Genomic DNA, 17,554 nt, shown 5'->3' on the forward strand with positions numbered 1-17,554 from the left:
CAACCTAAGTAAAAAAGGAGCCATCTGGCTCCTTTTTTGATCGCTATTAAGCGTGAAGTATATTACAGCCAGAACTCACTGATGGGTTGCTCTTCACTGTAATGATGGGCGATTTGCGCTTGCAGTAGCTCTGCGGTAGCAATTGCATCGGTTAATGCATGGTGAGGCGTATAGTCTGGCAGCCCATAACGGCGTCGAGATTGCGCTAGCCGAACCGATTCTGGTTTTTTCCCTTTTAAACGCTCCCAGAGAGAGCCTGAACGTTTCTGTTGAATCGTTTCTTCAAGGTGCAGCGTATCTAAAACAGGAAACTCAATACCTTCCCCTAAACGGCTTTTGAGCGCTTTATCCAGAAACTCTCTCTCGATACGACGGTAATGAACAACAATGATTTTCCCGCTTAAGCATGGTAGCAGCTCGCTTAAGATATCGCCTAAGTCAGGCGCATCGATCAATTCGCTGTGAGTAATACCGTGTATAATGACTGAGTCTTCATCGAGTGCACGCTGTGGACGTACCTTCCAATGACGCGAGTTACGTAGGAAAATTCGCTTCAGGTTAAACGGCACTAAACCAATAGTAATGATGTCATGTTTTTCAGGATTCAAACCCGTCGTTTCGAAATCTAACGCCACGAACTCCACCTCAGATAACGGTGTTTCTGGAGCAGGCGGCTTGTTGCTATAAAACGCAATTAAATTCTCATCCTTCGCCATCTCCAGCTTTTGTTCAAACTTCGTTGGCCACTGAATGGTTGGCTTCTGAAAGAGCTTTTTAATCATGCTAAACCTCACTTAAAGCTCTTGTTCGCTTGGTAGCGGAACTTAAGGAAATTTTGACCATTGCTTAGGATCTGGAATGCATCCTTTAGGTTGCGACGTTCAAACTCAGAGAGGTTTTCTGGTTCGATATTGTTATCAGGATCAATGCCTAGTTCCACATCCGTCGCTTGGTGACGAATACGCACCATGGAAATAAACTCTAACGCGTCTTTTAAGTCTTGTGCTCGACCTTTTGGCAAAATGCCAGCGTCAATGATGTCGTCGAGACGCTCAAACGAGTTCTGTGCACGTGAGCCAACTGCCAGAGAGTGAACACGAATTAAGTCGACCAGAGGAGCAGTACCGCGACGTTTGAGGTTGATGGAGTTGTTGTGTCTGCCATCTTTTTCCATCACGAAGTCTTTAAAGAAGCCTAGAGGTGGTGTTCTGTTTAGTGCGTTACGAGCCAAACACGCTAAGAAGCGGTTGTTCTTTCGAGCGCGACGAACAATAAAGCTAGTTAACTGTTCTGCCCATTTTAAGCGGCCATAGACACCATCCAAGTCGAAAAAGATGGAGGCGTTGAGTAGTGCTTTCGGGTTCGGGTTATCAATCCAGTCAGCAAAACACTCTTCCCACTCTGAACGAGTCATGCGCCATAGTGGGTTGGTTGCCATAATATCACCTGTGCAATATTTGTAGCCACAGGCATCTAACCCATCGCTGACGTATTTTGCTAGGGCTTCGAAGTATTTACCATGTTTCTCTTCTTGATAGGTCTCATCTAGAATGATGGCGTTATCTTGGTCAGTCACCAACAGTTGCTCATCTCGCCCCATTGAGCCAAGTGCAAGGAAACAATAAGGAATTGGCGGTGGGCCAAGCTCTTCTTCTGCCATTTCTAGCAGACGCTGTTTGAAGCTTCGGCCAATGACCGACATCGCGCTACCCACCATGTGAGAGTTGGCATCTTCATTGACCAGACGCACGAAGCTGCTTTTCACTTCTTCGGCAACAACGGCTAAATCTTCGATAGTCTGTTGTTGGAAAATACTACTCACCAACAACAACGAATTCTGAGATTCATAACGAACAATGTCGGTTGTTTCGATAATACCGATTGGTAATTGGTTTTTTACCACTGGTAGGTGATGTACGTTGTAACGCAGCATCGTTAACATTGCTTCATAGATGTAAGCGTTGTGGTCAAGAGACATGACCTCCGTGGTCATCACACTGGACACATCGTCCTGTGGGGACAAACCTTCAGCTAACACACGGGTACACAAGTCACGGTCAGTAATGATACCAAGTACTGGGGACTGTGGATCGTCTTCGTCACGAACGAAATCTGGGTCGACGATAAGTAAAGCCGATACGTTGTCATTCGCCATTTGCTGCGCGGCTTGCTGGATTGTCTGACCACGATCAATCGTATGAGCATCGCCAGTCAGCAAGGTTTTCACTTTCGACGTCGTCAGGTCATTGGCGTCTTTGTTTTCTGAAATGGCTTGGCGTAAACGAGCGCTATTTTCAACTTCAACAAAATCCGCAAAGGAATCAAAGTTATCGTAAATTTCTTGGAAAATGTCACCAGGAATACAGTAGAGCAGGGTATCCTCAATGGCTTTTACCGGAAAGCGGACTTTGTTATTGGTGAGCATGCCCATCTGGCCAAATAGGTCACCTTCGTCAAGGCGGTTATACAGCTCACCTTTGCGTCGATAAACTTCAACAACACCGCTTCGCACCACGTATAAATCTTGGATATAGTCTCCAAAATGGATGATGGGGGTATCTTCTCGGTAGTACGAGATTTCGACACTCTCTGTCACCTTGTTTAGTGTTTCTTCAGGGAGTTCATTGAACGGGGGATACTTGGCGAGAAAGTTGTAAATCTCGAGAAGTTCTGCATCCATCGAAGGCGCCTTTTAGTTCGCAAATAATAAAGTAATCTTAACTTAGTTTTAAAACAGAGTCTTATCTGAACCGCGATTTTCGTGCTCAGTCATAAGATTCTGACATATCGCACGATAAGGGAGCTTCATTTTTACTACTATATGGTCACCTCAATTGAAAAAGACGTCGTCGATATGTTTTCTTCGTGATGACTGATTAGCTCTTTGGCTGTTTCAGATCGTTATCACGTCTTTAGATTAAGCTATTCTTCTTGAGCCAAGTAGCTCAGGCGATGGAATACAGTGTTTAGATAATTCTCATGAAAGGAAGTCGAATGGTGAGAAATTTATTGCTTGTTTCTTTAGCTGCTTTGCCGGCGATATCAAGCGCAGCGGTCATGGACCAAGCAGAAAAATTTGGGTACGAACACATTCATTTGGATGTTGGTGCCGGAACGACAAACGAAGAATGGTTAGATAACTCTAATGCGACCACAGTTGGACTCGGTGGTAACTATTTGTTTACTGAGAACTGGTTGTTTAATGTTGATTACTCAGCGCAGTTTTTCCATCCGGATGATTTTACTCTTCGCATTGACCGCCTTTTGTTTGGTGGTGGTTACCGTTATGGAGTTACAGAGCAATTCGATATCTACGGGATATATGGAATAGGCGCAATCAAAGCGAAAGCGACGGACGACAAAACGGATAATACGTTGTCTTCCGATAGCGAATTGATTCAAGCTGTAACTGTTGGGGTGAATTACTTGCTCAGTGAAAAGCTTATTGCGACAGCTGAAGTGGAGTTGAACCGTAGTGATATCGTTGATGAGAACAATTTTAAGATCGGTTTTAACTACCAATGGCATAAAGTCATCGGCACTGGTCTTTTTTATCAGTTTAGAGATACTGATTACAGCGGTGAAAGCTCAGATTACGTCAATGAAGTTGGGCTGAGTTTGAAGTTTGTCTACTAGATCGGACGGGTTCGTTTTTGGCGTTAAGTTAAAACAAAAAAGGTCAGCTTATGCTGACCTTTCCTTTTAATAAAGTATGCGACAGTCGATTATAAAACCGCTGCAATGCCTTTACACAGAGGGCCCATATTTGACTTCGTCATACCAGCAACACTGATTCGGCCAGAACCGACAATGTAAATACCGAACTCTTCTTTAAGGCGGTTAACTTGCTCTTTAGAAAGACCAGAGAAAGAGAACATACCATTTTGACGTTCGATGAAACTAAAGTCTGCGTCCACACCCTCTGCTTTTAGTGTCGCTACAAACAGTTCACGCATTTCTTGAATACGGTCACGCATTTCTGCTACTTCAACTTCCCATTCCGCACGCATTTCGGCGTTGCCAAGAATGTGAGTCACGACAGCGCTGCCGTGTGCAGGTGGGTTAGAGTAGATAGAGCGAATAATGGCTTTAACTTGAGAAAATGCGGTTGTTGCGACTTCTTCTGACTCAGCTACTAACGTGAAGGCACCTACGCGTTCATTGTATAGGCCAAAGTTTTTCGAGAAAGAGCTCGCGACTAGGATTTCTTTGTTGTACTTAGCAAAAGTACGAAGACCTGCAGCATCTTCTTCCACACCTTTAGCAAAGCCTTGGTAGGCGAAGTCGAACAGAGGAAGCAATTTCTTCTCTGCGATAAGTTTCGCCAATGTTTCCCACTCTTCAGCCGTAGGATCGATCCCTGTAGGGTTGTGACAGCAGCCGTGTAGAAGCACGATGTCGCCTTCAGATGCAGATTGCAGATCATTTAGCATCGCATCGAAGTCTTTGTCTTTTGTTTCAGCATTGTAGTAGCTGTATTGTGCCGTTTCGATACCAGCAGCAGTAAATACGCCGTTGTGGTTTGCCCATGTAGGGTTGCTGATCCAGATCTTTACATCGCCTAGTTGACGTTTAATGAACTCGCCGGCAACACGTAGTGCACCAGTACCACCCGGAGCTTGAGCTGTTTTAGCGCGTTTTTCGTTTACAATTTCTGCATCAGAGCCGAAAAGCAGTTTTTGCACTGCAATGCCGTACTCTGCTGTGCCTTCGATGGTTAGGTAAGATTTGGTTTTTTCAGTTTCAACAAGTGCTGCTTCAGCTTTCTTTACTGTCGCAAGAACGGGAGTTTCGCCTTGCTCGTTTTTGTAAATACCTACGCCAAGGTTAATTTTGTCTGCGCGAGCATCTTTTTTAAACTCTTCAGTAAGGCCAAGAATAGGGTCAGCCGGAGCGGCAACTACTTTTTCAAACATAATCTTCATCCATGTTAATCGAAGGGGTGTGCTAACATTTATACCTTTCAGCAATATTGGTTACAACCGTTACTGAAAAGAAAACCTAAAAAAGTTGCGATTTGAAACAGAATTCTAACATAACTAAAGTTTTTGCCATGAAAACGTTTGGTAGGCACAGAGTTTGAAGGGCATTTATGCCATGGTTGGAGAAGTTTTGCACACATCCCAATCGTTTCAATTCAGTGCTTTGCGTTAACGCGTTTATAATTGTCTAGTGAGGATTTGTTGAGACAAAAACGCCCCACCAAAGGTGGAGCGTTTACTGTTAGAAGTATGGATATCGGTTGGAGTTATTTCTTCAGATTGATTTCCGACTCAACCGCATTGGTTTCGATGTCAGGGTTAGAAGAAAGCTTTTCAGTCGCCCAGTCGTTCATATGCTTTAAGATCGCTTTTAATGCGTGCTTTTCGGTTGGTACTTCTGTCTTTTCAACTTCAAGTTTTTGCTTCGGATGCGTACCCGTCGCATCTTCCGCAACGTGTAACCAATCTGGGTGCCAGTAATAAGGTTGGCCGGAAGGAGAGCTCCAAGAATGTACGCCGTTGGATTCACCTTTGTATTTAATATCTTCTTCGTTGTATTTCGCCATTATTGTTTTCTCTCATAATCCATGAGTTGAGGTGTGCATCACCATTACTATTTAAATGTAACAGATGTAATGAAAATTAATGTGATAACAATCGACTTATTTTGCCCTTTGAACGCTATAGAAGATGCGTACTTCTCATTCAGAAGAATTTACTATTTGGCAGGTTTTAGCTTTATTTGTGTTTAAAGCATACAACGATGGATTCGCCTACCTAATGCTATTCTTGAACGGTGATAGAGCCTAAACTACTCGTCATTCAAGTGTTTGAGAATCGCCGCTTTTGCATGCTCTTCTGTCGCTATTTCTCCATCAGGGACTTCAAGGTCAGTCTTTTTGTGTTCACCCAAAGCATCTTCAGCGATATGCAGCCAATCAGGATGCCAATAATAAGGGGTGGTACTGCCAGGATGGTCCCAACTATGTACACCTTTATGTTTTCCGCGATACGAGAGATCGTCCATTGTAAAAACTTTCATCGCTTCCTCCTGATTTAAAGACCGTAGCTCGAAGTGAGTTTAACGCACTCAATCCAACGTAAAACCTTGGCTTTTAGGTATTGCAAAGATGTGAGGCAATATGTGTGTAACAGTCAAAGTATGGGATATAAACGCTCACTTCGTGGCTGAAATATCTATTGATAAGCTTGATAAATTACGTTGCTAAATTGAATACTCCCATATCAGAATGCTGGCGCGAAGTATGCTATGGTGCGGCTGTAAGTGAAATGAGGGAAACATGAACCGATACCGTCAACTGGCTGAGCTGTTCAAAACGCAGATTCAGCAAAATACATGGAGAGCAGGGGAAAAGCTGCCATCAGTGCGTGTAACAAGCCGAAACCATTCTGTCAGCGCAGGTACGGTATTACAAGCTTATCAGCTGCTCGAAGCACAAGGTTGGGTCGCAGCGAAACCTCAGTCTGGATACTTTGTGACTGCGGAGTTGGACCGCTTCGAACCGAGTTCTCCAGCCACTTCCGTTTATCGCTCCAGCATCAACGATGAACTTTACGACTACCTCAAAAATCAGGCTTCATCGAATGCGGTGAAGTTTGGCTCCGCGTTTCCAGACCCAGCATTGTTCCCATTAGAGGCGCTAAACCGCAACCTAGCCAGCTCAGGCAGGAAGATGGGGGTAGAGACGTTATTGGATAACTTGCCGCCGGGCTGTGAGTCTCTACGCCGTTTGATTGCTCAACGGTACATCCAACAAGGTATGGTGTTTACCCATGATGATATTGTCGTTACTTCTGGCGCATTAGAAGCGTTGAATTTGAGCCTTCAGGCCGTGACCCAGCCTGGAGATACTGTTGTAGTTGAATCACCGACGTTTTATGGCGCACTTCAAGCGATTGAACGTTTAGGTCTAAAGGCGATAGAAATAACGGTGGATCCGTTAACTGGACATTCAGTGGATCAAATTGAAGCGACTTTTGCCGGCAATGATGTTCGCGCATGTTGGTTAATGACTAACTTTCACAATCCAACAGGAACTTTATTAAGTGACGGGCAGAAGCAACGTATCGTCGAACTGGCTGACAAATACGATGTGTACTTGATCGAAGATGATGTGTATTCAGAGCTTTATTTTTCTGAAAAAAAGCCAAGCTCACTTAAAGCTTTTGATACACAAGAGCGCGTGTTGCATTGTGGATCATTTTCAAAAAGCCTTTGCCCTGGCTATAGGCTGGGTTGGGTGGTAAACAAACGCTTCAATGAGCAACTTCAAAAGCTGCAACTTATCTCGACGTTGTCAGGCAGCGCGCCAATCCAGCAGGGTATCGCGCATTACTTGCAAAACGATAGTTATGATAGCCATCTTAGAAAACTGCGAAAGAATCTTGAGCAGCGGCAATTGGCGTTTATTGAACTGGTTGATAAGTACTTTCCCCAATCGATTCGTTACACGCAACCGGAAGGCGGCTATTTTCTTTGGATAGAACTGCCGAAAACAAAGTGCGGAAAAGCGATTTATCAGAAGTTATTGGAAGCGAACATCACTGTAGCATTTGGTCAGTTGTTTTCTGTCACTCCAAATTATGAGAACTACCTGAGGCTTAATACATCGTTACCTGTAAATGATGAATTAGAACAAGCCGTGAAGACGGTCGGAGAATTACTTCATTAGCCAACTGTTTACCTGTTTTTTGCTCAAACTGTATCAGTGGACGATACCGAAGCTGTGTTTCAATCATGGGCAGACAACCATTTAGGTTAGGAGCCGTAATGAAAAAGCAGTTGGTAAAGCATGAACTTAGGTTGATGGGTGTTGCTATTTTTAGCGCATTTTTGTTGGTGTTTGCACACTTGATATTGGCGAAATCTTTTTCTCATATGGTTTGGACGGAATACACTGCTGCCGTTATCCCATTTGTGATGTTTGGCTTGTGTGTGGTTGGAGTAAAATACGCAGCGCGAGCAGATGAGGATGACGACGAAAATAACAACTAGAGTGCATACACCGGTTGCTAGAAAATCATTCGTACAAAATAAAAGACCTCCACATGGGAGGTCTTTTTAATTCGATATCACTAAAAAGTGATTAGAAGTTCGCAGAGCGAGGAGTACGTGGGAATGGGATCACGTCACGAACGTTGCCCATACCAGTTACGTAAGATACTAGGCGCTCGAAGCCTAGACCGAAGCCTGCGTGTGGCACTGTACCGTATTTACGTAGGTCGCGGTACCAGCTCATATGTTCAGGATCGATACCCACTTCACGCATACGTGCATCTAGAATGTCTAGGCGCTCTTCACGCTGAGAACCACCGATGATTTCGCCGATGCCCGGTGCTAGAACGTCCATCGCTGCAACTGTTTTACCGTCATCGTTAGCACGCATGTAGAATGCTTTGATGTCTTTCGGGTAGTTCTTAACGATTACAGGTGCTTTGAAGTGTTCTTCAGCAAGGAAACGCTCGTGCTCAGAAGACATATCGATACCCCATTCAACTGGGAATTCGAACTCACGACCTGAATCAAGAAGGATCTGGATTGCGTCAGTGTAGTCAACCTGCGCGAAGTCAGAAGAAACGAACTGCTCTAGACGAGTGATTGCTTCTTTGTCGATGCGTTGAGCGAAGAACTCAAGGTCATCGCGACACTCTGCAAGCACCGCTTTAAACACGTACTTGAGCATGTCTTCAGCCAGTTTCGCTACATCATCCAGTTCTGCGAACGCAACTTCAGGCTCAACCATCCAGAATTCTGCTAGGTGGCGGCTTGTGTTTGAGTTTTCAGCTCGGAAAGTAGGGCCGAAAGTGTAAACTTTGCTTAGCGCACAAGCGTAAGCTTCTGCGTTTAGCTGACCAGATACGGTTAGGAACGTCTCTTTACCGAAGAAGTCTTCGTTGTAGTCCACTTTACCAGCGTCAGTGCGAGGAAGGTTTTCCATGTCTAGCGTAGATACGCGGAACATTTCACCAGCGCCTTCAGCATCTGAAGCCGTGATCAACGGCGCAGATACCCAGAAGTAACCTTGCTCGTGGTAGAAGCGGTGGATTGCTTGTGATAGGCAGTTACGTACACGTGCTACTGCACCGATTACGTTTGTGCGCGGACGAAGGTGCGCAACTTCACGTAGGTACTCGATTGAGTGACGAGTTTTTGCCATTGGGTAAGTTTCAGCATCTTCAACCCAACCAACCACTTTAACGTCAGTGGCAGCAAGTTCGAAGTCTTGACCCTTTGCAGGAGATTCAACAATCTTACCAGTTACTTCAACAGAGCAGCCAGTCGTTAGCTTTAATACTTCGTCTTCGTAATTATTAAGATTATTTGGGACCACGGCCTGAATCGGGTCGAAACAAGAGCCGTCATATATGGCAAGGAAAGAGATTCCAGCTTTGGAATCACGACGTGAACGGATCCAGCCACGAACAGTCACTTCGCTGTCTACTGCTAGCTGACCTTTCAATACGTCTGATACAGGCGCGTAAGTCATGTTTTCAATATTCTCCATTGAGGTAAAAATTCAACTCAACGCTTACTTAAAGTACTTGTCTAATAACATTTTTGTTCAAAAAACAAGCTAAGCGCTGAGTTGGGTAGCATTTTACAGATTCAACGAGACATATTACCTGTCAATTCGCTCGCATCAACCTTTATATTCGTTTTGATGGGGAGAATCTCTCTATTTATTCACTCTTTTGTGCTCTGAAAGTGTGAATTGGTTTAGTAATTGCTCTAAACGTTCGGATAGATGCTCTAAATCAACACTAATATCACGCGTGTGCGATGCTGATTGCGATGTGTCGTTAGCATGCAGTGTGATCACATCTATTTTAGATTGAATATGCTGACTTACATCAGATGTGGTTTGCGTCTGGTTTTGGATATCTTCTGCATGTCTGAGCACTTGGCGCATCTCGTCAACAACGTTATGCATTGTGGCTGATAGTGCCTCGACATCGACAGAGCGTTGATGAGCAAACTGGCAGACGGTATCAACAGAAGTTAATGACTCTTCACTTCCTTGCTGGAATTGAGAAATGATATGTTCAATATTACCAGTGGCTTCAGCCGTCCTAGAAGCCAGGTTACGCACTTCTTCCGCGACGACCGCAAAACCGCGTCCTTGCTCTCCGGCACGGGCGGCTTCAATAGCAGCATTCAACGCGAGCAGATTGGTTTGTTCTGCAATACCCTTAATAACCACAAGAATGGACGACACTTCTTCGGTTCTCTGGTTTAGAGAGCTGATTTTTTCCCGTACGGTATCAATGTTACTTACTAGTTGTTTGATGTCTTCACTGACGTTGTGTGCTTGGCTTGCACTATGAGTGGCGACATCAACGGTGTGATTGACCAAAACAGTAGCATTATTAGTCGAGTCCTCAACCGCAGTTTGTTGCTGCAACATATCGGTGATATTACTTTGTACTTCGTTGGTCTCTAGCTGTTGGTTATTGGCCGCTTTATCTGTGGACTGCGCGACAGCAGTTAGTTTACTCGCGGAGTCGGCAAGTGAGTGAGAGGTGTCTTGCACACGTTCTAAGCTTTCGGAGACCGTATCCATGAATGAATTGATGGCTGTAGAAAGTTGGCCCACTTCATCCTGTTGGTGATGCATAAGTCGTTGAGATAGATCTTTGCTATGGCTCACATTCGACATGAATTTCGACGTTCTTTGAATTGGTCGTACAATGATTTTTTGAATCAAACTCATCGTTATGATGAAGCCCACAAATGCGATTACGGCCATTATTCCCATCGCAAACATTGCCTGTTTACTGATCATTGAATTGACATGATTCATGTTGTATTCCAAGCGAATCGCGCCCAACACTTCTCCTGCTGGTGCAACGTGGCAAGAAACGCAGTTGGTGCCACGGTAATTTTCGCTCGATTTCATTGGTAGCGCGACTACTAACCCTTTGCCCCAATCGGCTGAGATTGGTTCAATCACCAGTTCACCATTCAACGCTCGTTGATCAATATCATCGACAGGCTGCTGGTTTTGTTGCCCAGGTCCGTAAAGTTTGGTCACAGTATCAGCTCGCAACACGCGAACTGCTTCAATGCCTTCTTGGGCCAGGGCCTTTTGACGTAAGGTTTCTTTTTGCGACATGGTGCCCGTAAGCATCATCATATTTAGGCTATCGAAATAATTACTAGCCTTATCATGGAGTTGTTCACTAAGAACATCATTGATTAAGGTTTTTTGTTGATGGTATTGGTAAGCCGTAGAGGCAGCTAGAACGCAGCTGAAGACAGCAATTAACGCCAGTAAGAGCTTAAAAGTGATAGTTGAGCGCATAAATTTATAAGTGTAATTGGAACGAACTGCACAATATTAATGTGCACAAATGCGCACTGCGAACAACGAAATGAATGATTGTGACCCCACACATGTTGGGGATATGTAATTGTGATGTGAGTGCTGTGTAATCAAATGTTTGGCGCGTGACAGAAATACGGCGCTTTGGTGTGAGTGATAGCAAAGAGGCCAGGAACAAGCGGAAGTTTTTGCTACGCTTGTATGGGGTAACGCTTGTCTCTTGGCAGCGAATTCCTTAGTATTGCCTGTCTTTTTAAAGCCTGAGAATCAAGATGAAAACAGAATTATACAAAGAGTTTATGTTCGAAGCAGCACACCATTTGCCACACGTACCAGAAGGTCACAAGTGTGGTCGTTTGCACGGACACTCTTTCCTTGTTCGTCTTTATGTAGAAGGTGAAGTTGATCCACATACAGGTTGGGTAGTGGATTTTGCAGAGATCAAAGCTGCATTTAAACCAATTTACAATCGCTTAGACCATTACTACCTAAACGACATTGAAGGGTTAGAGAACCCGACTAGCGAAGTGTTAGCAAAATGGATTTGGCAGCAGCTTAAGCCAAGCTTACCACTGCTAAGTAAAGTAGAAATCAAAGAAACGTGCACAGCGGGTTGTATTTACAAAGGCGAATAAGTCACTTTCTGTTGAGCATTAAACAAAGGCAAGCGAGAAGCTTGCCTTTGTTGTATCTGAATGGCCCAATTTTGATTATGCTTCACCAGCTAGCTTAATGGGTGTCGTAGAATCCATTCTTTTTCATTATCACCCAATGTTGTTTCCTCTGTATTAATGAATCCGCACGCATCAAGAAAACTGATAGCGTATTGCTGACTTTGTGGGACAGTGGCGCAAAGAGAAGTGCTTTTAGGGTTAATGGTATACGCATAAAGGAACAGTTTACGCAATGCCTCACTCCCAACCCCTTGACGTTGGAAACGTTGATCAATCATCAAGTACTTAAGCTCCAGTTCGTATCGTTTAGCAAACGGCGCATGTTGGGAGAAACCTTTATCGATAACAAGATAGCCTACTAATAGGTCATCAGAATAAATCGTAAACAACGCCTCTGACTTACTACGTTTTTGATAAGCCATTTCAAACGGTGTAAAAAATCCTTTTTGCTCTTCTTGCACATCCAATTGCATCAAACTTGAAAAATCTTTCAGTTTGGTGGGTTTAATCGCAATCATCGCTCAATCACAAATTGGCGGCATACCTTTATGCCACCACGAGTTTTTATAGAGTATTAGATCTATTTTAAGTAACTAACCGAGTGAAGAAAAGCTAGCAATGAAGAGGGTAATAATAACCTTGGTGAATGTATGCGCCCAATGTTGTGAGTAAGTGAGCACTGTCTGCGGTTTCTACGCCTTCAACAATGACCGTGCAGCGATACGTATTACCCATAGCAATTAACTGACGCAAGGTTTCTATCTTTTTATCATCAGTTTTTAGGCCAATAACAAATTCTCGGTCGATTTTGAGATAGTCCGGATTCAGCTTGCTGATAAGCGCCACATTATTATTGCCGGTGCCAAAGTCATCAATACTGATTTTACAATCCAGAGCTTTTAGTTTCGCGACATTGCCATAAATCTCAGAGGTATAGTACATCGATGCATTTTCTGTGATTTCGATTGTCAGCAAACGGCAATCCCGATTAGATAGCTCTCTATATAGGATTGAAAAGTTACGCCCTCGCAGCAAAGAAGGACAAACGTTAATGCTGATAGGGATGGGCAACGCTTTTTGCTTGGTGTAGATGGAATCAATCACCAGTAAGGTATGAGTTAGCAGCAATCCATTGCGGATCAGTGTTTCAATAAACCGTTGCGTATTTTTTACCTTAAACCGGGAGAGGGCTTCGTAGTGCACAATCTTTTGTGCCGAAGTGTTATAAATCGGCTCCAGTTTTATTTTGAATTGTCGAATTGCGCACAAGTAAGCCATAAAGGCTTGTAGGGAGCGGTGACGCAGTATAATGAGAAAAAGTAAGCTCAGTAGAATGATACTTTGAAACGGTCCAGAGATGTAATACACCTCTTTATAGCCACTATTCTTTACGTGATAATTGAAAAAGCGTTCATTGGTGTTACCAATCTCTAACGACGTTCCGGTATTCGTTGATAGCTTCATACCGGAAAGAAAAAAACGTGAAATATGATTTTCAACATTGTCGGATAAGTTAATGTTTTTAACACGAACCAAAACAGTTGCGTTATTTAAGTCAAATGATTGGGTCGTGTAATTGTTATTGTTACTCCACTCTTCAAAGGCTTTTTTGCTGACAGGGACAACGGTTTCTGGAGTGACTAAGCATCGAATATTGAAACGATCTAGCATCATGCTCGATTCCACCAACTTCACATTATCAAATAGCGACTTCAGTTCGCTTTCATTAGCAAAGCAACTCCTGCGGGAAAGGCTCTCTGCAATTTCGAAGGCGTTATCCAGATAATTATGTTTAACGATGCTGTTTATCGTGTAGTAACAGATAGCAAAGAAAATGATCGCAGTGATCAACACAACCCACATCGCTTCTGAATAGATCTTTTTATTACGCAGGCAAATACGAAGTGCTTTTCGAAGACTATTGGTTGTGTATTGATTGATCTTCTGTTGATGTTCGATGCCATTCTGATGGTTGTTTTGCATAGTAAAAGGGATGAAGTATCCGGTCCGGTGAATGTTTTCGATAATGTTTTTGTTAGTGGTTAAGTGTTCTTCCGTGAGCTTGCGAAATTTCTTTCTTAGAGCGGCCACCGCGTTTTTAAAGCCATTTTCAGGCAGTGTCATTTTGTATTGTTGAGTGATTTTGCTTTCTATTAACCGCTGACTAATCGGCGTATTTAAACTGCCGTATGTGGCGATAGTTGACAGAATGGCGTACTCATTTGGGTTGACAGGAATGGAGTGGTGGAGTGACTGATTGAGCTCTAGAGATATTTCGTTTTCGGACAAGCAAACGCAGATTTGGTTTCCAATTTCAAACCTAATCATGTGTTGATGTGCTCCAAGTTTAATTTTTGGCTACGTTATCAATAAAGCTAGGGAAGAGATGTGATTTTTTACTGAGATATCCATAATATTTGGATATATTCAACGTTTTAGGTTTTTTTTACTTGTCCTGATAACGCATTTTCCTGGGTTTTTTAGGTATAAAAAAACCCGAGCACAGACTCGGGTTTTGATTGGTATTCAGAAAGGCGTGTTAGCAAATCACTTTGATTGCTAGACCACCTTGAGATGTTTCGCGGTATTTCGCGTTCATGTCTTTACCTGTTTCTAGCATGGTTTCGATAACCTTATCTAGAGAAACAGTTGGAGCTGAAGAGCGACGTAGTGCCATGCGAGTAGAGTTGATTGCTTTTACTGCCGCAATACCGTTACGCTCAATACATGGAACCTGAACCTGACCTGCAACTGGGTCACACGTTAGACCTAAGTTGTGCTCCATCGCGATTTCTGCTGCCATACACACTTGCTCTGGGCTACCACCCATAAGCTCAGCAAGGCCTGCTGCTGCCATAGAACATGCCACGCCAACTTCACCCTGACAGCCAACCTCTGCACCAGAGATAGACGCGTTGCGCTTGTAAAGACCACCGATTGCGCCAGAAGCCGCAAAGTAACGGATGTAATCTTTTTCAGTCACAGTTTGGATGAACTTATCGTAGTAAGCCAGTACCGCAGGGATGATGCCACACGCACCGTTAGTTGGTGCTGTAACAACGCGGCCACCTGCTGCGTTCTCTTCGTTTACTGCGAAAGCAAACATGTTTACCCAATCAACAACAGACATTGGGTCGTTTGTCGTCTTTTCTGAAGTAAGTAGCTGCTGGCGAAGTGCTGCTGCACGACGAGGCACGCGTAGTGGACCAGGCAAAATACCTTCTTCATTCATACCGCGATCCATACACTCGCGCATTGTGCGCCAGATGTTCGCGAAATAAGTACGAGTTTCTTCATCTGAATGAAGCGCATGCTCATTCTTCATGGTTAGTGCGCTGATGGACAATCCACTTTCGTGGCATTGGTTAACCAGTTCCTCTGCCGTTGTAAACGGGTAAGGTACTTTTACTGGGTTCTCAGCTTCTTTACCGAAATTTTCTTCATCAACGATGAAACCACCGCCGATAGAGTAGTAAGTCTTTGAGTACACTTTTTCGTCTTCGATCCACGCGTGGATCTGCATGCCGTTTTCGTGTAGCTCTAGGTTTGTTTTGTGGAAGTTCATTCCACCTTCACGTGGGAACGATACTGTGTGACAGTGCATGCCAACAGGAAGGCGTTCAGTTTCTTCTACACGAGCGATAAAGCCCGGGATAGAATCGATATCAACTTTCTCAGGAGTGTTGCCTGCAAGACCCATGATGATAGCAATATCTGTGTGGTGACCTTTCCCTGTCAGTGATAGTGATCCATAAACGTCAACGGTGATTTTAGTGATGTCGCGCAGTTTTCCCATTGCACGAAGATCATCAATAAACTCTTTACCCGCTTTCATTGGGCCTACAGTGTGTGAGCTTGAAGGTCCAACACCGATTTTATAGATATCAAAAACACTAATCATATCGATTACCTCAGAAGAAAGCCTCCCAAGGGGAGTTGGGAGGCTTAATTTTATCGTTATATTTTTGGATTAATCATACTGCAACGGGCAGAGATGATTAAAGAGCGCCGTAGATTACAGAACTAATTGCAGCAAGACCACAGATTGCTGTGAAAATTTGCACAGGTGCTGAAGTTTTGTACTTAGCCATCGCAGGAACTTTTTGCATTGCGAAGATTGGCATCAAGAATAGGATTGCCGCAATCATCGGTGCACCCATTGTTTCAATCATACCTAGGATGCTTGGGTTAACGATAGCAACGATCCAAGTTGTGATTACAATGAAGATTAGAGACATCTTCTCGATCTTGCTTACTGGTGATTTTGAACGAGATTTCACTAGACCAACTAGACCTTCGTGCGCACCTAAGAAGTGGCCAAAGTAGCTAGAGGTGATCGCTGCGAAAGCAACCAATGGACCCATGTAAGAGATCAGTGGAGATTCATGCACGTTTGCTAGGTAAGAAAGAACAGAGATGTTTTGCTCTTGCGCTGTTGCTAGTTGCTCTGGAGACAGAGAAAGTACAACAGAGAAAACGAAGAACATAACAAAGCCCATCAGCATCATTGCTGCGCCACCAGTGATAGCGTCAGTTTTCTTAACTGCGTCATCACCGTATACACGACGTTGCTCTTTAGAGAACTGAGAAATGATTGGGCTGTGGTTGAAAGAGAACACAATAACAGGGATTGCTAGCCATACGATAGCTGGCATTGCACCCCAGTCAGGCGACACTTCCATCATTGAAGTGTTCCAACCAGGAATTAGGTATACAGACAATGCTAGTAGGATGAACACGAGAGGGTAAACCATTGCTGAAGTTGCTTTCAGCATAAGCTCTTTACCGAATACTACACCTGCTGTCATTGCAGCAATAAGCGTACCAGAAAGTAGCCAGCGAGGAATAGATTCCATGCCCATTTGGTTAACTAGGAAAGAGTCAACTGTGTTTGTGATACCAACACCGTAGATAAGTACGATTGGGTAGATAGCGAAGAAGTAAGCGAACGTAATAAGGTTTGCGCCAGTCTTACCAAAGTGCTCTTCTACTGTGTCGGTGATGTCCGCTTCAGGGTTTTTCGCAGAAAGAACGAAACGAGCTAAAGATTTGTGTGCGAACCAAGTCATTGGTGCTGCAATTAGGGCTAGGATTACTAATGGCCAGAAGCCACCTGCACCTGCTTTAATAGGAAGGAACAGTACACCTGCACCTACTGCCGTACCAAAAAGGGACAGACACCAGGTAAAGTCTTTGTAAGAAAACTTACTAGACGATTGTGCGGTAGAAACCGCAGAAGTAGTTGTATTCATTTTTTAGTTACTCATTTTGGGAACAGGAAATAAGTCGGGAGTAATTTTGCAAGATTTTACACTAGGAAAATTAGATCTAAATCATTTATTGCTTACGCTTATTGAATGATATGTCAAAAACCTGCTTTTTATCACGAAAATGATGTGCTACTCGTGATTTCTGCTAATGAGTAAAATTAGAAAAACTTATCAATAGGGCTGTTTGTATAAATTTATTTCACCGCAAGCGTTTGCGGTGAAAATGGAAAATTAATCTAATGTGAATGAATGTTTATGAAGCAACGTTTTATTAATATTGATGC

General features: G+C 43.6%; 15 protein-coding genes. 4 read left to right on the forward strand and 11 right to left on the reverse strand.

The features are described from left to right. Positions 1-62: 62 nt before the first annotated feature. Positions 63-782 (reverse strand): 3'-5' exonuclease, encoded by a 720-nt coding sequence (locus R7041_RS12445; protein ID WP_005376881.1) that lies wholly within the window; start codon positions 780-782, stop codon positions 63-65. 8 nt (positions 783-790) lie between these two features. After that, positions 791-2,680: a DUF294 nucleotidyltransferase-like domain-containing protein gene (locus R7041_RS12450; RefSeq protein WP_017636107.1), complete on the reverse strand. Its 1,890-nt coding sequence runs from the start codon at positions 2,678-2,680 to the stop codon at positions 791-793. 314 nt (positions 2,681-2,994) lie between these two features. Between R7041_RS12450 and R7041_RS12455 the strand changes: the two genes are divergently transcribed. Next, the gene (locus tag R7041_RS12455) at positions 2,995-3,636 is read left to right on the forward strand and encodes an outer membrane beta-barrel protein (protein WP_025767291.1); all 642 of its coding nucleotides are present in this window, start codon (positions 2,995-2,997) and stop codon (positions 3,634-3,636) included. Positions 3,637-3,725: 89 nt separating this feature from the next. Here the strand turns inward: R7041_RS12455 and R7041_RS12460 are convergent, their stop codons facing one another. The 3 genes from R7041_RS12460 to R7041_RS12470 form a co-directional block, all read right to left on the reverse strand. Then, positions 3,726-4,916 carry an amino acid aminotransferase gene (locus R7041_RS12460; RefSeq protein WP_132936782.1) on the reverse strand — a complete coding sequence of 397 codons (1,191 nt, stop codon included), beginning with the start codon at positions 4,914-4,916 and terminating at the stop codon, positions 3,726-3,728. A gap of 332 nt (positions 4,917-5,248) precedes the next feature. Continuing rightward, positions 5,249-5,548, reverse strand: a complete 300-nt coding sequence (locus R7041_RS12465; RefSeq protein WP_005376885.1) for a hypothetical protein — start codon at positions 5,546-5,548, stop codon at positions 5,249-5,251. Positions 5,549-5,793: 245 nt separating this feature from the next. Next, the gene (locus R7041_RS12470) at positions 5,794-6,024 is read right to left on the reverse strand and encodes a hypothetical protein (RefSeq protein WP_064368579.1); all 231 of its coding nucleotides are present in this window, start codon (positions 6,022-6,024) and stop codon (positions 5,794-5,796) included. 259 nt (positions 6,025-6,283) lie between these two features. Between R7041_RS12470 and R7041_RS12475 the strand changes: the two genes are divergently transcribed. After that, positions 6,284-7,675 (forward strand): PLP-dependent aminotransferase family protein, encoded by a 1,392-nt coding sequence (locus tag R7041_RS12475; protein WP_238969967.1) that lies wholly within the window; start codon positions 6,284-6,286, stop codon positions 7,673-7,675. Positions 7,676-7,773: 98 nt separating this feature from the next. Further along, positions 7,774-7,998 (forward strand): hypothetical protein, encoded by a 225-nt coding sequence (locus tag R7041_RS12480; protein WP_017636102.1) that lies wholly within the window; start codon positions 7,774-7,776, stop codon positions 7,996-7,998. 91 nt (positions 7,999-8,089) lie between these two features. Here R7041_RS12480 and asnS read toward each other — a convergent pair whose 3' ends face one another. Both asnS and R7041_RS12490 read right to left on the reverse strand, forming a co-directional pair. Next, positions 8,090-9,490 carry an asparagine--tRNA ligase gene (gene asnS / locus R7041_RS12485; protein WP_017636101.1) on the reverse strand — a complete coding sequence of 467 codons (1,401 nt, stop codon included), beginning with the start codon at positions 9,488-9,490 and terminating at the stop codon, positions 8,090-8,092. 189 nt (positions 9,491-9,679) lie between these two features. After that, positions 9,680-11,305, reverse strand: coding sequence for a methyl-accepting chemotaxis protein (locus tag R7041_RS12490; RefSeq protein WP_025767294.1), 1,626 nt, complete (start codon positions 11,303-11,305; stop codon positions 9,680-9,682). Between the two features lie 293 nt (positions 11,306-11,598). Here R7041_RS12490 and queD point away from each other — a divergent pair, with 293 nt between their 5' ends. Beyond that, positions 11,599-11,961, forward strand: coding sequence for a 6-carboxytetrahydropterin synthase QueD (gene queD / locus R7041_RS12495; RefSeq protein WP_005376896.1), 363 nt, complete (start codon positions 11,599-11,601; stop codon positions 11,959-11,961). Positions 11,962-12,050: 89 nt separating this feature from the next. On the opposite strand, the gene R7041_RS12500 is transcribed toward queD, so the two are convergent. The 4 genes from R7041_RS12500 to R7041_RS12515 all read right to left on the reverse strand — a co-directional run bounded on the left by R7041_RS12500 (position 12,051) and on the right by R7041_RS12515 (position 17,252). Beyond that, positions 12,051-12,518, reverse strand: coding sequence for a GNAT family N-acetyltransferase (locus tag R7041_RS12500; protein WP_169628564.1), 468 nt, complete (start codon positions 12,516-12,518; stop codon positions 12,051-12,053). A 94-nt stretch (positions 12,519-12,612) separates the two neighbouring features. Continuing rightward, complete coding sequence (locus tag R7041_RS12505; RefSeq protein WP_169628565.1) at positions 12,613-14,328, reverse strand: EAL domain-containing protein; 1,716 nt, start codon at positions 14,326-14,328, stop codon at positions 12,613-12,615. Positions 14,329-14,539: 211 nt separating this feature from the next. Further along, entirely contained in the window at positions 14,540-15,901 is a 1,362-nt protein-coding gene (locus tag R7041_RS12510) for an L-serine ammonia-lyase (protein WP_042522776.1), read from the reverse strand. A gap of 97 nt (positions 15,902-15,998) precedes the next feature. Continuing rightward, the gene (locus R7041_RS12515; protein ID WP_047103208.1) at positions 15,999-17,252 is read right to left on the reverse strand and encodes an aromatic amino acid transport family protein; all 1,254 of its coding nucleotides are present in this window, start codon (positions 17,250-17,252) and stop codon (positions 15,999-16,001) included. Positions 17,253-17,554 lie beyond the last annotated feature (302 nt).

It is taken from the genome of Vibrio sp. 1751 (assembly GCF_033339895.1).
GTDB lineage: Bacteria > Pseudomonadota > Gammaproteobacteria > Enterobacterales > Vibrionaceae > Vibrio > Vibrio alginolyticus.

Coding starts and splice junctions, on each gene's coding strand:
- R7041_RS12475 (WP_238969967.1), top strand. CDS start 6,284: ATGAACCGATACCGTCAACTGGCTGAGCTGTTCAAAACGCAGATTCAG.
- queD (WP_005376896.1), top strand. CDS start 11,599: ATGAAAACAGAATTATACAAAGAGTTTATGTTCGAAGCAGCACACCAT.
- R7041_RS12505 (WP_169628565.1), bottom strand. CDS start 14,328: ATGATTAGGTTTGAAATTGGAAACCAAATCTGCGTTTGCTTGTCCGAA.
- R7041_RS12510 (WP_042522776.1), bottom strand. CDS start 15,901: ATGATTAGTGTTTTTGATATCTATAAAATCGGTGTTGGACCTTCAAGC.
- R7041_RS12450 (WP_017636107.1), bottom strand. CDS start 2,680: ATGGATGCAGAACTTCTCGAGATTTACAACTTTCTCGCCAAGTATCCC.
- R7041_RS12465 (WP_005376885.1), bottom strand. CDS start 5,548: ATGGCGAAATACAACGAAGAAGATATTAAATACAAAGGTGAATCCAAC.
- R7041_RS12460 (WP_132936782.1), bottom strand. CDS start 4,916: ATGTTTGAAAAAGTAGTTGCCGCTCCGGCTGACCCTATTCTTGGCCTT.
- R7041_RS12500 (WP_169628564.1), bottom strand. CDS start 12,518: ATGATTGCGATTAAACCCACCAAACTGAAAGATTTTTCAAGTTTGATG.
- R7041_RS12445 (WP_005376881.1), bottom strand. CDS start 782: ATGATTAAAAAGCTCTTTCAGAAGCCAACCATTCAGTGGCCAACGAAG.
- R7041_RS12480 (WP_017636102.1), top strand. CDS start 7,774: ATGAAAAAGCAGTTGGTAAAGCATGAACTTAGGTTGATGGGTGTTGCT.
- R7041_RS12470 (WP_064368579.1), bottom strand. CDS start 6,024: ATGAAAGTTTTTACAATGGACGATCTCTCGTATCGCGGAAAACATAAA.
- asnS (WP_017636101.1), bottom strand. CDS start 9,490: ATGACTTACGCGCCTGTATCAGACGTATTGAAAGGTCAGCTAGCAGTA.
- R7041_RS12490 (WP_025767294.1), bottom strand. CDS start 11,305: ATGCGCTCAACTATCACTTTTAAGCTCTTACTGGCGTTAATTGCTGTC.
- R7041_RS12455 (WP_025767291.1), top strand. CDS start 2,995: ATGGTGAGAAATTTATTGCTTGTTTCTTTAGCTGCTTTGCCGGCGATA.
- R7041_RS12515 (WP_047103208.1), bottom strand. CDS start 17,252: ATGAATACAACTACTTCTGCGGTTTCTACCGCACAATCGTCTAGTAAG.